The organism is Acidiphilium sp. AL (assembly GCF_025499445.1).
In the GTDB taxonomy this organism is placed as follows: domain Bacteria; phylum Pseudomonadota; class Alphaproteobacteria; order Acetobacterales; family Acetobacteraceae; genus Acidiphilium; species Acidiphilium iwatense.
Genome location: NZ_JAIMBZ010000001.1, coordinates 223220 through 238400, shown reverse-complemented (window position 1 = coordinate 238400; position 15181 = coordinate 223220). Strand labels below are relative to the sequence as shown.

Genomic DNA, 15181 nt, shown 5'->3' with positions numbered 1-15181 from the left:
ATGCGCGTCAGCTTCGAGCGAGACGCTGCTGGGTGCGCCGGGCCGCGACGATGACGATCAGGAAGGCGAGGTCGGCGGCGACGAACATGGCCGCGGTCGGCCGCGCGGTGGACAGATTGGCGGCGAGCACGCGCCACGGGTCGATGCCGGAGTTCAGCACATACCACCCGGCCTCGCCGAAGGCGGTGATCGCCACGGCACCGACCGCGAGCGCGATCAGCCCCGCGAGCGAACGGCGGAATGCATGGGGGGTGGCGCGCCAGAGCATCAGCCAGACGAACAGGCCGGCGGGAACCATGGCGATGCCGATGTCGATCTTCTGGGTCAGGAAGAAATGCCAGAGCGACAAGGCGGCGATCGGGTAGATCAGCCGGTGCAGGCTTTTCCAGTTGCGGCCGAGCCGCGCGATCGCCGCGTCGGTCGAGGTCAGCGACAGGGCGATGAAGCCGATCGTCGCGATGGTGCCGAGGATCAGGTAGAACACGGTGACCATCTGGCCGAGCACGAAGCCCGCGGCAAAACCTTCGTCGGCGGCGTAGAGGATGATATGGGCGAAGGTGTAGAACGCGGCGGTGAGGCCGAGCATCCGGCGCAGCATCATCACGCGCGGCCAGTCGAACAGGGAGCGCGCCGGGGTGACGGCGAGGCAGAGGATCAGGAAGCGGATTGCCCAGAAGCCGGTTTCCAACATGGCGTGATGCACCGGACGGCCGCCGAGATCGCCGGTATCCCATTGCCAGAGGATGAACGGCGCGGGGGCGACGCAGAGCGCCAGCGTGACGGTTTTCAGCCAGGAAAACCGCCCGGCCGGCGTGCGCCAGGGCGGAGCGAAGATCGACGGGTGGCGGCGCGGCCGGGTTGTGGTTGCGGCGGTCATGAGAAATTCGGGTCCGATTTCACCATCGATACGCGATCGGGGCCGGATCTGGACGCTGAATCCAGACCGCGGCAAGCGCACATTCGCGCGAGCAGGGCCGCGCTTGACCGGCGCATCCCGGCACTCCCATAAGACGGAACCATGACCGATCATGCTTCCCGGTGGGCGATCGCCCGGCGAATTACCCGCCCGGCCCTGATATAGGGGCCGGGTCAGCCCGCCTGTAGTTTCTTCCGCCGGAATTTTTATCATGAACGACGCCCAGACGACCCAACGCGATTATCGCGCCACCGTATTTCTGCCGCGCACCGAATTCCCGATGCGCGGCGATCTGCCCAAGCGCGAGCCCGAGGCGCTGGCGCGCTGGCAGGCGATGGGGCTGTTCCAGCGGCTGCGCGAAATCTCGGCCGGGCGGACGGCGTTCATTCTGCATGACGGGCCGCCCTATGCGAACGGCAATCTGCATATCGGCCACGCGCTGAACAAGATCCACAAGGACGTGATCAACCGGGCGCGCCAGATGGCCGGGTTCGACGCCAATTACGTGCCCGGCTGGGACTGCCACGGGCTGCCGATCGAATGGATGATCGAGGCGCGATATCGCAAGGCGGGGAAGGACAAGGACGAGGTTCCGGTGCTGGATTTCCGCGCCGAGTGCCGCGCCTATGCCGCGCACTGGCTGGAGGTGCAGGCGGCCGAGTTCAAGCGCCTCGGGGTCGAGGGCGACTGGGCGAACCGTTATGCGACGATGGATTTTGCCTCCGAGGCGGCGATCGCGGCGGAGATTCATAAATTCGCGGCGAATCGCGCGCTGTATCGCGGGTTGCGGCCGGTGCTGTGGAGCCCGGTGGAAAAGACCGCGCTGGCCGAGGCCGAGGTCGAGTATCAGGATAAGACGGATACCGCGATCTGGGTAAGGTTTCCGGTGGTTTTAGGCGACTTCGCCGGCAGTTCGATCGTAATCTGGACGACGACGCCCTGGACGATTCCCGGCAATCGCGCGGTCGCGGCGGGACCGAAGATCGATTACGTCCTCGTCAAGGTCGAAGCGGTCGCGGATGCAAGTCTGGCGCGCGTCGGCGACACACTGTTCGTCGCGGCCGCCCTGCTCGACGCGTTTAGCGCCGATGCGGGTATCATCGCGCGTTCGACGTTGCGAACGATAAAGGGACACGATCTTGCCGGTTCGGTTTGCGCGCATCCGCTGCGCGGGCGCGGCTACGATTTCGACGTGCCTATGCTGCTTGGCGATTTCGTCACGACGGAGGCCGGAACCGGGTTCGTTCATATGGCGCCCGCGCATGGCGAGGACGATTTTTTTCTCTGCCACGAACATGGGATCGATGTGCCGGAGACAGTCCAGGATGACGGCGTCTATGCGCCGGATGTGCCGCTGTTTGCCGGCATCCATGTGTATAAGGCGGCCGATCCGGTGTGCAAGGCGCTCGAAGACGCCGGCGCTTTGCTCAAGCGCGAGGAGTTTCTGCACTCCTATCCGCATTCCTGGCGCTCGAAGGCGCCGCTGATCTATCTGGCTCGGCCGAACTGGTTCATCCGCATGGACGGCGCCGAACAAATCCGCGCCAAGGCGCTGGACGCGATCGATAACACCGCGTTCGTGCCCGAAGCCGGGCGCAACCGCATCCGCTCGATGGTGGAAAGCCGGCCGGACTGGTGCATTTCGCGCCAGCGCGCCTGGGGCGTGCCGATCGCGATTTTCGTGCGCAAATCCGACAAACAGGTTCTGGGGGACCCGGCGGTGTTCGCGCGGACTCGCGCGATTTTCGCGACCGAGGGCGCCGATGCGTGGTATGCGCGGCCGGCGGCGGATTTCCTTGGCAATGATTATAATCCCGACGATTTCGAGCAGGTGTACGACATCGTCGATGTCTGGTTCGAGAGCGGGTCGACCCATGCGTTCGTGCTGGAAGCGCGCGGGATGCGATGGCCGGCCGATCTGTATCTCGAAGGGTCGGACCAGCATCGCGGCTGGTTCCAGGCATCTTTGTTAGAGGCGGTGGGGACGCGCGGGGTGGCGCCGTTCAAGGCGATCGTGACGGATGGATTCGTGCTCGATGAGCAGGGCCGGAAAATGTCGAAATCGCTTGGCAATGTCACCGCGCCGCAGGAGGTGATCGGTCAGTATGGCGCGGATATTCTGCGCCTGTGGGTGATGAATTCGGACATCCACAACGATTTACGGATCGGCAAGGATATCCTGAAGCAGCAGGCCGATCTCTATCGGCGGATCAGGAATACGCTGCGCTGGATTCTGGGAGGACTGGAGGGTTTTTCGGACGCCGAGCGGGTCGAGCGCGACGCGATGCCGGAGCTTGAACGGTTGATGCTGCACAGGCTCGCCGAACTCGACGCGATGGTGAAGCGCGCAGTCGACACCCATGACTGGACCGGGGTGTATCCGGCGATTCACCAATTCTGCAACACCGATCTCTCGGCGTTCTACTTCGACATCCGCAAGGACGCGCTGTATTGCGATGTCGCGCTCGATGCCGAAGGGCGGATGCTCCGGCAGAGCGACACGCGGCGGGCATGCCGCACCGTGCTCGATAGTTTGCACCGCTGCCTGACCACATGGCTGGCGCCGGTGCTGCCGTTCACCGCCGACGAGGCGTGGCGCGCGCGATTCGGCGAAGATGCCTGCGTGCATTTGGAGAGTTTCCCGGATGTGCCGGTGGAGTGGCGCGATGATGGGCTGGATGCGGGATGGGCGGAGATGCGCGCGGTCCGCAAGCTCGCGACGATGCAACTGGAGGAGAGCCGCCGCAATGGCGATATCGCATCGTCCCTACAGGCGAAGCTGACCGTCACCCTCGCGATCGACGCGCCGGATGCGCTGCAAAGCGTCGACTGGGCCGAACTCTGCATTACCTCCGCTGCTGAGACGCTGATCTCGTCGGATGCCGCGGGTGCGGGCGACTCGGCGCCGCTACGCGCGGTTCCTCGGGTTGAAATCGCCCCAGGCACCAAATGCGCACGGTGCTGGAAGGTGCTACCGGAGGTTGGCGAGAACCATGCCCATCCGACATTGTGCCGCCGCTGCTGCGACTACGTCGAATGATCGGGGTGGCGCGATCCCTCCACCGTCATTGCGAGGCCGCGACGCGGGCGAAGCAATCCAGCGCGCCGCAAGCGATGCCGTGGACGCGACTGTCCATTTTGTTTCCCGACGGATTGCTTCGCTTCGCTCGCAATGACGGTGCGGGACGATGAGCGTGGTGAGCCGCCGCTTCGCCGGCCTTGTCGTGGCCATCGTCGTGCTGGCGGCGGATCAATTATCGAAAGCCTGGATTCTGTACGGGCTCGATCTGCCTTCGCGCGGCGTGGTGCGGATTCTGCCGGTGCTGAATTTCGCGCTGGTATGGAACCATGGCGTGACCTTCGGGATTCTGGCGGGCGATAATGCGACGATATTGCTGATCGCGATCGCCGCGGCGGCGATCGTGGCGCTGGCGGTTTGGCTCTGGCGGGCGACCCATCTGGTCACCACCCTGGCGATCGGCGCGATCATCGGCGGGGCGATCGGCAACGTGATTTCGCGCCTCCGCTATGGCGCGGTGGTGGATTTCATCGATGCCCATATCGGCGCCTGGCACTGGTATGTGTTCAATGTGGCGGATGCCGCGATCGTCTGCGGGGTGACGGCGCTGATCGTCGAGGGCATGGTCCGGCGCGACAATCCGGGCAGCGCATCTCCCTTGCCGGACGCCGCGCGCGGCGATAAGGAAGCGCCATGATGCTGAAATTCCGGCCGACCAGCCCTGCCCTGCGCGCCTCGACCCCGGTTCTGCTTGGGGTGATCGCGATCGGTTCGACCCTGGGCCTCGCCGGGTGCAGCGGTGCGGCGAAAACCTTCGGCCTGGAGGTTACGCCGCCCAACGCCTATGAGGTGGCGACCGAGGCACCGCTGTCGATACCGCCGGAACTCGGCACCTTGCCGGCGCCCCAGCCGGGCGCGCCGCGGCCGCAGCAGATTTCCGCTTCGCAACAGGCCGAGGAAGTGCTGGCGCCGCAGACCGCGCTCGCCAATGCCGATACCAGCATGGGTCCCGGCCAGCAGGCCCTGTTGCAGGAAGCCGGACCGACCCCGCCGGCGGGCATCCGCGCAGAGGTCGATCGGCAGGCCAATCTGCAAAGCCGGAGTCCGGATTTCCTGCATTCACTGATGTCGTTCGGCGGATCGGGCCAGACCAGCAGCGTGGTCAACGCCTCGGCCGAGCAGCGCCGCCTGCAGGAAAACGCGGCGCTTGGCGAACCGGCGACCAAGGGGGCGACACCGCATCAGAGCGCCACGCAATCCAAGGGATTGCTGAACCGCCTGCTCGGGATTTTCTGATCCGCGATTGAAGCGGCGGGCCGCCGGGATCATATCCCCCGCCATGTTGCAATGCACAACGATCGATAGGGCGGACCCGCGCGCGGCGCCCTCCGCCGGGCTGGTTACCCTGTTCGCCGCCGCGACCGGGGCAATCGCCGCAAATCTTTATTACTCCCAGCCGCTGGTCGGGCTGATCGCGCCCGCGCTGCATCTGCCGAAACCGGCGGCGAGCCTGCTCGTCACCCTCACCCAGCTCGGCTATGCCACCGGGCTGCTGTTCCTGGTGCCGTTGGGCGATCTCTTGGAAAACCGGACCTTGATCGTGCGGCTGGTGGGCGCCACGGTGGTCGCGCTGGCGGCGGCGGCGGTCTCTTCAGGCTGGGCGATGTTTCTCGGCGCGGCCCTGCTGATCGGCATCAGTTCCAGCGCGGTGCAGATATTGGTGCCGATGGCGGCTTCGCTCACGCCGGATGCGGTGCGTGGCCGGGTGGTCGGCAATGTCATGGGCGGCCTGGTGTTCGGCATTCTGCTCGCCCGCCCGTTCGCGAGCCTGATCGCCTACGCGGCCGGCTGGCGGGCGGTATTCGGCCTCTCGGCGGTGGGCATGGCCGGATTGGCGCTGCTGCTGCGGGCAAGGCTGCCGCGCCTGACCCCGAAGGCGGATCATTCCTACGTGTCGCTGATCGCCAGCCTGTTCGTGCTGTATGTCACCGAGCCGACGCTGCGCCGCCGGGCCGCTTATCAATGCGCGGCGTTCGGCGCATTCAGCCTGTACTGGACCGCCGTGCCGCTGCTGCTGGCCTCCGAGTTTCACTATACCCAGCGCGGCATCGCGGTGTTCGCGCTGGTGGGCGCGGCGGGGGCGCTGTCCGCGCCGCTGGCCGGACGGCTGGCGGATTCCGGGCATGGCAGGCTGGGCAGCGCGGTGTCGCTCATGCTGATCCTGGCCTCGTTCGCGCTCTCCGCGCTCGGCGCGGCGGCGCATAATGTGGTGCTGCTGGCGCTGGCGGGCGTCGCGCTCGATTTCGGCGTGCAGGCGAACAACGTGTTCGGCCAGAGGGCGATCTACGCGCTGGCGCCGGAGCTGCGCGCGCGGCTCAACGGCGCCTATATGGCGGCGTTTTTTCTGGGCGGAGCGGCCGGTTCGGCGATGGCCAGCCCCCTGCTGCTGCGCGGCGGCTGGCCGTTGGTGGCGATTGTCGGCGCGGTGCTGCCCGCGCTCGCGCTGACCTATTTCGGCATCAACGAGCTGCGCCGACGGCACCGCGTATGAACGCGGCGCTTTCGTCGAGCGTCTGGCGGCCCTCCGGCAGGATCGCGTTGAACATCGGCCAGACATGGGCGACCACCGGCCAGACGCGCAACAGGCTCGTGACGCCGGCGGCGCGCGCCGTTGCGTCGAACCGCACGGAATCGTCACGCAGCACCTCGTTGTCGCCGACATGGATCATCAAAGGCGGCAATCCGGCCAGATCGCCGTAGAGCGGCGAGGCGAAGGGCTCGCGCGGATCGGCGCCGGCGAGGTAGATCTCCGCACCCTCCGCCACCTTGCTGCCCTTGATCATCGGATCGCGCTTGTCGTTCTCGACCGTGCTGGCGCCGGTCGCGGCGAGATCGGTCCAGGGCGAGAACAGAACGGCGCGCGCGGGCATCGGCAATCCCTCCTGCTTTGCCTTCAGCAGCACGGCCAGCGCGAGGCCGCCGCCCGCCGAATCGCCGGCGATGGCGAGGCGCTCGGGTACGGTGCCCTGGTCGAGCAGCGCCTGGTAGGTGGCGAGCCCGTCTTCCAGCGCCGCCGGATAGGGATTTTCCGGCGCGAGCCGGTAATCTGGCGCGAAGACTCGTACGCCGCGCCGGGCGAAGCCGCCGGTGATCGGCCGATGGCTGCGCGACGAGCAGGCGATATAAGCGCCGCCATGGAGATAGAGCAGGGTCAACGCCGGCGATGCTCCGGCGGCCGGCTCCGCCCATTCGCCCGCGATACCGACCACCGCCGCGGTGAAGCGCACGCCGCGCGGTCCGGGCAGCGACGCGTTGAACGCCCTGCGCAGCTCCCGCGCCTCGGTCGCCCTGGCGAGCCTGCGCTTGACCTGAAAGCGCAGGACCGGATTGAGGAGATGCGCGGCGAGGCTGGCCATGGCGGTGTCCTTAATTCTGTTCGGCGGGAGCTTTGACCAGCCCGCCGAGTTTGCCAAGCCGGCGCTGCATCGGTCGCCAGTAGCGCGCCGGCATCAGCCGCTGCAGCGCGTCGATCGCATAGGCGTCGGAGCCGATCAGTACGCGGTCCGCGCCGCGCTCGACGCCGCGCAGAATCGTGCTGGCGGCAACCTCCGGCGTGGTTTTCAGCATGGTCTCGAAGGCGCGCACGCCCGCTGCCGCCTCTTCCGGGTTCATGCCAGCGGCGAGCCGGGCCGAGCGGGCGATGTTGGTGCGGATACCGCCGGGATGCACCACGGTAACGCCGATCGGCGTATCGGCGAGTTCGTGGCGCAGCGCTTCGGCGAAGCCGCGGATCGCGAATTTCGAGGCGGCATAGGCGCATTGGCCGGGCGGTGCGATGATGCCGAACACCGAGGAGAGAAACACGATCCGCGCGCCACTCGCGCGACGGAGGGCGGGCAGGAAGGCGCGGGTCATCCGCACGCCGGCCCAGAAATTGATGTCCATCAGCCAGTCGAAATCCGCCGCATCCATCTGGTCGAACCGCCCGACCAGGGCGACGCCGGCATTGTTGATCAGCAAAGCCGGCGCCGCGTGAGTCGCGGCAATTGCGTCGGGCAGCGCCGCGATCGCGGCGGGGTCGGCGAGGTCGGCGACATGGGTGGAAACCGTGGCGCCGAACAACCGGGCTTCGGCGGCGACCCGTTCCAATCCGTCCTGGTCGCGGTCGATCAGCGCGAGCGACGCGCCGCGCGCGGCGAGTTGTCGGGCGAGCGCGGCGCCGATGCCGCTGGCGGCACCGGTCAGGACCGCGACCTTGCCTTTGACTGTTATGCGCATCATTCCCTCCGGTTCGGCTTTCGGCCTGTCACGAAATGACAATTTTGTCTATAGTGGCGTTGCCGAACGCTTGGACAGAGCGCGGCGCAAGGCGCTACACTCCATCATGCCCATCAGACGACTCGCGCCGGAGACGGTCAACCGCATCGCCGCCGGCGAGGTGATCGAGCGCCCGGCGGCGGCGGTGAAGGAACTGGTCGAGAACGCGCTCGATGCCGGCGCGCGACGCATTGCGGTGGCGATTGCGGGCGGCGGGATCGCGCGGATCGAGGTGACCGACGACGGCAACGGCATTCCTGAGATCGAACTGGCTTTGGCGATCGAGCGGCACGCCACCTCGAAACTCGCCGACGAGGCGCTGATCCGCATTGCGACCCTGGGGTTTCGCGGCGAGGCGCTGCCCTCGATCGGCGCGGCGGCGCGGCTGACCCTGATCTCGCGGCCGCGCGGGCAGGATGTCGCGGCGCGGATCACTGTGGCCGGTGGGGCGGTGGGCGAGGTGGCGCCCGTTGCCGCCCCGTTCGGGACGCGGGCGATCGTCGAGGATTTGTTCTATGCCACTCCGGCGCGGCGCAAATTCCTGCGTTCCACCGCCGCCGAAACCGCCGCCTGCGTCGAGGCGGTGCGGCATCTGGCGCTCGCCGCGCCCGAGGTGGCGTTCGCGCTGAGCATCGACGGCGTGGTTAGCTTCGACCTGCCCGCACAGGACCGGCGCGCGCGGGTCGCCGCCCTTTACGGGCGCGGCGAGATGGACGCACTGCTCCCGATCCAGGCGGTGCGCGAGGGGGTGGCGCTGTCGGGGTTCATCGGCCCGGCCAGCCTGACCAGGGCGACGGCGCGGCATCAGAATTTCGTGGTCAATGGCAGGCCGGTGCGCGACCCGTTGCTGCGGATGGCGTTGCGCATCGCCTATCGCGAGGTGATCCCGCAGGGCCGGCATCCGGTGGCGGCACTCTGGCTCGATCTCGGGCATGACCGGCTCGACGTGAACGTGCATCCGGCCAAGGCCGAACTGCGCTTCGCCGAGCCGGACGGGGTGCGCAGCCTGGTGATCGGCGCGATCCAGCGCGCACTCGCGGCCCCGGCCGATCTCGCGCAGGCGCCGGCGCTCCGGCTCGCGCCGCGCGGCCCGGCACCGTCCTGGTCCTATGCGGCGGCGCCGGCCCAGCAGGCGCACGGCTTCGCCGAGGCGGAGATCGGGTTCGGGCTCGACCTGAAACCGGTGATGCGCCGGCAGGAACTGCCCGAAGAGCCGTCGGAGTATCCGCTTGGCGCGCCGATTGGGCAGATTCTGGACACCTATATCCTGGCGCTCGCGGGCGATGGATCGCTGGTTCTGGTCGATCAGCACGCGGCGCATGAGAGGCTGACCGAGGAGAGGCTGCGTGCCGAACGCGATGCGGGCGGGATCGCGCGCCAGGGGCTGCTGGCCCCGGTGCCGGTCGATCTGCCGGCCGACGATGCCGCGCGGCTTCTCGGATCGGCAAGCGCGCTTGCCGAACTTGGGCTGGACATCGAGGGTTTTGGACCGGGTGCGGTGCTGATTCGCGCGATTCCGGCGGCGCTTGGCCCGGCCGATCCGGCGGGGTTGCTGCGCGACATCGCCGACACAATGGCCGAATCCGGTGAGGCGACCGCGCTGTCCGCCCGGCTGGACGCGGTGCTCGCGCGGATGGCGTGCCATCGTTCGATCCGCGCCGGGCGGCGGCTCGAAATCGCGGAAATGGCGGCTTTGCTGCGCCAGATGGAGGCGACGCCGCGCGCCCAGACCTGCCCGCATGGGCGCCCCACCGTGCTGAAGCTGACGCGGGGCGATCTGGAGCGGATGTTCGGCCGCGCCGGCTGAGCTTGCGCGGCGGCACGAGACTTGGTTTGAACGGGGATGGACACGCAAACCCCGATCCGATTCGCCGATATTGCCGCACCGACACCCGACCGGGAGTCGCTGGCGCGGGATTACACCGCCCTCAACGCCCTGCTCGACGATGGCGAAATCGCCGAAGCCGCTGCGCAATTCGATCGGGTCAGGCGGCAGATTGCGACGTGGGACAACCTGGTCGGGCTGCGGTTTCAGCAGAACACGGCGGATGCGGACGCGGTGCGGGCGCGCGACTATCGCGATGCGCTGCTCCCCGCCGCGAAGGATCACGAGACCGGCTTCAAGAAGCGCCTGCTCGGCCATCAGGACCGGACCGCGATCCTCGATGCCGTGGGTGCTCACGCGCTTGCACTCTGGGAGGTCGATGTCTCGACGTTCCGGCCCGAAATCGCCGCCGACCTGGAGCGGGAAGCCAAGCTCAGCGCGCGCTATACCGAACTGACCGCGTCCGCGAAAATTGAGATCGACGGCAAGATCGTCAATCTCGAAGGCATGGCGCCGTATCGCGAGCAACTGAACCGCGCGACGCGGCATGAGGCCGAGCTGAAAATCGACCGGTTCTTCACCGCGAACGGCGCCGAATTGGACCGGATTTACGACGATCTGGTGAAATTGCGCCATGGCATGGCGCGCAAACTGGGTTATCGGAATTTCGTCGAACTCGGCTATCGGCGGATGCGCCGGCTCGATTACGGACCGGAGGATGTCGCGCGCTATCGCGACGCGATCGCCGCGGATGTCACGCCGCTGGTCTCGGAATTGCTGGAGCAGCGACGGAAGGATTTCGGCTGGGACGAACTCCATTTCTGGGACGAGGCAATCGTCGATCCCTTGGGCAATCCAACGCCGCTCGGCGGCCATGACGAACTGGTTGCCGCCGGTCAGGCGATGTATGACCGGATGGACCCCGAAATCGCGGGGTTCTACCGCGCGATGAACCAGGGCGGGTTTCTCGATCTGAAAAACCGCCCCGGCAAGGGCAATGGCGGGTTCTGTACCGATTTTCCGACCGTCGGGATGCCGTTCATTTTCGCGAATTTCGTCGGTACCAGCGGCGATATCGACGTGCTGACCCATGAAATGGGCCACGCGTTCCAGGGTTTTTCCAGCCGCGATCTGCCGGGTATCGACTATCTCTGGCCGGGCATGGAAAGTGCTGAAATCCACTCGATGAGTTTCGAGCTGCTGACCCATCCGCACGCGGATCTGCTGGTGGGTGCCGACGCGGCGGAACGGTATCGACGGATGCATCTGATTCAGACGATGTATCGGCTACCTCATATCGCGTGCTTCGATCATTTCCAGCATGAGGTTTATGCGAAGCCGGAAGCGACGCCCGCCGAACGTCATGCGATATGGCAGACTCTGGAAAAACGCTATCTGCCGTGGCGTCACTATGGCGATCTCGACCATGGCGCCAAGGGCGGCGCGTGGCAGCGCGTGCTGCATTTATATCTTCTGCCGTTCTACATGATCGACTATGCGCTGGCGCAGTGCTGCGCGCTGCAATTCTGGGTGCGGTCGCGCAAGAATTATCAGGTCGCGCTGGAGGATTATATCGCGCTGTGCCGGCGCGGCGGCTCGGCGCCGTTTCTGGACTTGGTGTCAGGCGCGGGGCTGATTTCACCGTTCGAGCCGGGCGCGCTCGAAGCCTCGGTCGCGGAGGTCGCCAAAATACTCGCGTGACAGGATGGATCGCGTCGTCGCTGCGCGCCTCGCGATGACATCAGTGCGGCCTGGGGACGGGATCGCAACGGATTAAATTGCCGCCGAAGTTCCGATCCGGGTGGGTGCATGTCTAAAATTTTCCGGCCCACCCCGCCATCCGTCAGGTTCATATCAGCGACCTGAAATCTTGTTTCTCTTATCGGCGGTCAGGCCGTTGTTGGGGTGGTATTTCATTGATTTTGCCGCCGCAGCCACCACACCAAGCCGCGCGGGTAGCGGCATGAATTGCTCGATCAGTTCCCAGTCGCCATCCGTCAAATCACTTGCGTAACGCAGTCCGTTCCGACGATACTGCCGCCGAGTAATCTCAATCCACGAGATCGTGCTTCCGTCTGTCACGGTAAACCGACAGAATCCTAACCCTCTGAAATTACTCAATAATTCTTTTCTGGTTCTTAACTCAGGAGGACGCTGATGACTGGCAAGCAGACTATCCTGTTGGTGCACGGCGCATGGGGCGACGGCTCCCACTGGCGTCATGTCATTCCGCCGCTGCATGCCAAAGGCTATCGGGTCTGTGCGGTGCAAAATCCGCTCACATCGCTGGCCGACGATATCGACCGCACAAGCAAGCTTGCCGCGGCGCAGGACGGCCCGACCCTGCTGGTCGGCCATTCCTACGGTGGTGCCGTCATCACGGGTGCAGGCCACGGGCCGAATGTTGTTGGCCTCGTCTATGTGGCGGCATTTGCCCCCGACGAAGGAGACAGCCTCGGGAGCATTTTCGGACGGCAAGCGTCTCCTTCGGGCGGCAATATCCGTCCTGACAAGGACGGGTTTCTCTGGATCACCCCCAACAAATTTCGTGAAAGTTTCTGCCAGGACCTCAATGAAACGGAGGCACTGGTGATGGCGCTGTCGCAAAAACCGATCGCGGCCCGCTGTTTTGATGACAAGTCGGGACCGCCGGCGTGGAAAGTAAAACCGAGCTGGTACCAAATCTCGGCGAACGACCGCATGATCCCGCCGGAAAGCGAAAAGTGGATGGCGGAGCGTATGAACCCTAAGAAGACGATCACGTTGCAAGCGAGCCATGCGTCCCTGGCCTCGCATGCTGACGATATCATTGCACTGATCGAGGAAGCTGCCGGCTCCGTTGCGTGAGGGTTTGTTCAGAGGCACTCCGACTGCCTGACCTATTTCGGCCATCGCCTTCGGCCAGCCCCGGCCGGCATGAGGGGCTTGACTAGTGTCCCGATTCGGAATCGGAAAAATTGGCGCGGGAGGCGCCTGGATGCGCTTTCGAGCCGGTCGGTATCGCGACCTGCCGGCGATCAGGATTTGCAATTGGCGTCGTGACGTTTAGGCCGCCTGAGCCATCGCGATGTAGTTGACGCTGGTGTTGCGGCTGGCGCGGAAGCCGCCGGCGAGCGGGGCCGGAACCAATCCCGCGACATCGGCGAGGCGCAGCCCGGATGATCGGCACAGCACGCCGAGTTCCGCCGGAGTGATGAATTTGCGCCAGTCATGGGTGCCGACCGGCAGCAGGCGGAGCAGGTATTCGGCGCCTAGCTTGGCAACGGCATAGGATTGCGGGGTGCGGTTCAGGGTCGAGACGAACAGGAGGCCGCCCGGCTCGAGCAAGCCGGCCAAGGTGGCGAGAAAACCCTGGGGATCGGGCACGTGCTCGATCACTTCGAGCGCGGTGATCACCGGAAATTTTTTCGCTTCGGCCAGAAGATCGTCGGATTCCGCCGTGCGATAGTCGATGGCGAGCCCTTGCCCGGCCGCGTGAGCGCGCGCCGCCTCGATCGCGTCCGAAGCCGCGTCGATCCCGGTCACGGCGCAGCCGGCGCGGGCGAGGCTTTCGGCGAGCAGCCCGGCGCCGCAGCCGACATCCAGCACCCGTATTTTTGTCGTGCCGAAACGATCGCGCAGCCGGTTCACGATCCACGCGGTGCGCGCCGGGTTCATCGCGTGGAGCGGGCGCATCGGCCCGCGCCGGTCCCACCAGCGTTGCGCCAGCGCGTTGAATTTTTCCACCTCGCCGCGATCCGCGCGCGCTTGTCCCGCCGAGGCGGCTTCGCGATCCTGCATTGCCCTGCTCCTTGCGTGACGCTATGTGAACGCGCCGGGGCGCGCGGGCAAGCGCCCCACAGGCGATATTCACCAATACGCGGCAACGAACGGACTCCCCATGGCGCGCATCGTGATGAAATTCGGCGGCACCTCGGTCGCCGATCTGGAGCGGATTCGCAACGCGGCGGCGCGGGTGATGCGCGCGGTCGAGGCGGGCGACGAGGTCGCGGTGGTGGTATCGGCCATGGCGGGGGCGACCAACCAACTCGTCGACTGGTGCCATGAGCTGTCGCCGCTGTACGACGCGCGGGAATACGATGCGGTGGTGGCGACCGGCGAGCAGGTGACGGTGGGGCTGTTCGCCATCGCCCTGCAGACGCTGGGGGTCGAGGCGCGGTCCTGGACCGGCTGGCAGATCCCGGTCTCGACCGACGGCCAGCACGGCAAGGCGCGCATCATGGCGATCGACGGTGCCGAGCTGATCCGCCGGATGCAGGCCGGACAGGTGCCGGTGATCGCCGGGTTTCAGGGGCTCGGGCCGGACAAGCGGATCACCACGCTCGGGCGCGGCGGATCGGACACCTCGGCGGTCGCGGTCGCCGCGGCGATCCGCGCCGATCGGTGCGATATCTACACCGATGTCGATGGCGTCTACACCACCGACCCCAGGCTGGTGTCGAAAGCACGCAAGCTTTCGCACATCACCTACGAGGAGATGTTGGAACTCGCCTCGGTCGGTGCCAAGGTGCTACAGACGCGCTCGGTCGAACTCGCGATGAAGGAGCGGGTGCGCGTGCAGGTTCTGTCCAGCTTTACCGATACGCCGGGAACGCTGGTCGTCGATGAGGATGAAATCGTGGAACAGGAAATCGTCGCCGGCATCGCCTATTCGCGGGACGAGGCGAAACTCACCGTCCGCCGCGTGCCGGACCGGCCCGGCGTGGCCGCCGCCGTGTTCGGGCCGCTCGCGGAGAATGGCATCAATGTCGACATGATCGTGCAGAACGTCTCGGAGGACGGCACGACCGACATGACCTTCACCCTCAACAAGACCGAATTGCCGCGCGCGCGGGCGGTGCTGGAGGCGATGCGCGGCGAGATCGGCTATGCCGACCTCGCGGCGGATTCCGATGTCGCGAAAATCTCGGTGGTAGGGGTCGGAATGCGCAGCCATGCCGGCGTGGCGGGCACCATGTTCAAGGCGCTCGCAGGACGGGGGATCAATATTCAGGTGATTTCGACCAGCGAGATCAAGGTGAGCGTGCTGATCGCCGCGGAATATACCGAGCTTGCGGTGCGCGCGCTGCATACCGCCTATGGGCTGGACGTCGCGTGAGCCGGC

Annotated in this window: 12 protein-coding genes and 1 pseudogene; 8 read left to right on the top strand and 5 right to left on the bottom strand. The window is 66.2% G+C overall.

The genetic code is table 11. The features are described 5' to 3' along the window. Positions 1 to 7: 7 nt before the first annotated feature. The gene (locus AiwAL_RS00985) at positions 8 to 877 is read right to left on the bottom strand and encodes a sulfite oxidase heme-binding subunit YedZ (protein ID WP_262311931.1); all 870 of its coding nucleotides are present in this window, start codon (positions 875 to 877) and stop codon (positions 8 to 10) included. A 250-nt stretch (positions 878 to 1127) separates the two neighbouring features. Between AiwAL_RS00985 and ileS the strand changes: the two genes are divergently transcribed. From ileS to AiwAL_RS00965, 4 genes are all read left to right on the top strand, one after another. Further along, complete coding sequence (gene ileS, locus AiwAL_RS00980) at positions 1128 to 3956, top strand: isoleucine--tRNA ligase (RefSeq protein ID WP_262311930.1); 2829 nt, start codon at positions 1128 to 1130, stop codon at positions 3954 to 3956. A 148-nt stretch (positions 3957 to 4104) separates the two neighbouring features. After that, entirely contained in the window at positions 4105 to 4632 is a 528-nt protein-coding gene (gene lspA, locus AiwAL_RS00975; RefSeq protein ID WP_235703944.1) for a signal peptidase II, read from the top strand. After that, positions 4629 to 5231 (top strand): DUF3035 domain-containing protein, encoded by a 603-nt coding sequence (locus AiwAL_RS00970; protein ID WP_235703943.1) that lies wholly within the window; start codon positions 4629 to 4631, stop codon positions 5229 to 5231. The genes lspA and AiwAL_RS00970 overlap by 4 nt, the downstream gene beginning before the upstream one ends. A gap of 43 nt (positions 5232 to 5274) precedes the next feature. Then, on the top strand, positions 5275 to 6486 hold the full coding sequence (locus AiwAL_RS00965; RefSeq protein WP_262311929.1) for an MFS transporter: 1212 nt from the start codon (positions 5275 to 5277) through the stop codon (positions 6484 to 6486). Here AiwAL_RS00965 and AiwAL_RS00960 read toward each other — a convergent pair. Together AiwAL_RS00960 and AiwAL_RS00955 are read right to left on the bottom strand one after the other, a co-directional pair. Further along, positions 6455 to 7351, bottom strand: coding sequence for an alpha/beta hydrolase (locus AiwAL_RS00960; protein WP_262311928.1), 897 nt, complete (start codon positions 7349 to 7351; stop codon positions 6455 to 6457). The two genes, AiwAL_RS00965 and AiwAL_RS00960, sit on opposite strands and share 32 nt — an antisense overlap. 10 nt (positions 7352 to 7361) lie before the next feature. Further along, complete coding sequence (locus tag AiwAL_RS00955) at positions 7362 to 8216, bottom strand: SDR family oxidoreductase (RefSeq protein WP_262311927.1); 855 nt, start codon at positions 8214 to 8216, stop codon at positions 7362 to 7364. 103 nt (positions 8217 to 8319) lie between these two features. On the opposite strand from AiwAL_RS00955, the gene mutL reads away from it, so the two are divergent. Together mutL and AiwAL_RS00945 are read left to right on the top strand one after the other, a co-directional pair. After that, positions 8320 to 10059 (top strand): DNA mismatch repair endonuclease MutL, encoded by a 1740-nt coding sequence (gene mutL / locus AiwAL_RS00950; protein WP_262311926.1) that lies wholly within the window; start codon positions 8320 to 8322, stop codon positions 10057 to 10059. Positions 10060 to 10095: 36 nt separating this feature from the next. Then, a complete protein-coding gene (locus AiwAL_RS00945; RefSeq protein WP_262311925.1) occupies positions 10096 to 11778 on the top strand; it encodes a M3 family oligoendopeptidase in 1683 nt (560 codons plus the stop codon). A gap of 240 nt (positions 11779 to 12018) precedes the next feature. Here the strand turns inward: AiwAL_RS00945 and AiwAL_RS00940 are convergent. After that, positions 12019 to 12141 (bottom strand): annotated as a pseudogene (locus tag AiwAL_RS00940) (IS5/IS1182 family transposase); the annotation flags it as partial. 93 nt (positions 12142 to 12234) lie between these two features. Here AiwAL_RS00940 and AiwAL_RS00935 point away from each other — a divergent pair. Next, positions 12235 to 12924 (top strand): alpha/beta hydrolase, encoded by a 690-nt coding sequence (locus tag AiwAL_RS00935; RefSeq protein WP_235703936.1) that lies wholly within the window; start codon positions 12235 to 12237, stop codon positions 12922 to 12924. 198 nt (positions 12925 to 13122) lie between these two features. Here AiwAL_RS00935 and ubiG read toward each other — a convergent pair whose 3' ends face one another. Further along, the gene (gene ubiG / locus AiwAL_RS00930) at positions 13123 to 13857 is read right to left on the bottom strand and encodes a bifunctional 2-polyprenyl-6-hydroxyphenol methylase/3-demethylubiquinol 3-O-methyltransferase UbiG (RefSeq protein WP_235703731.1); all 735 of its coding nucleotides are present in this window, start codon (positions 13855 to 13857) and stop codon (positions 13123 to 13125) included. Between the two features lie 100 nt (positions 13858 to 13957). Here ubiG and AiwAL_RS00925 point away from each other — a divergent pair, with 100 nt between their 5' ends. Then, a complete protein-coding gene (locus tag AiwAL_RS00925; protein ID WP_262311924.1) occupies positions 13958 to 15175 on the top strand; it encodes an aspartate kinase in 1218 nt (405 codons plus the stop codon). Positions 15176 to 15181: the final 6 nt, after the last annotated feature.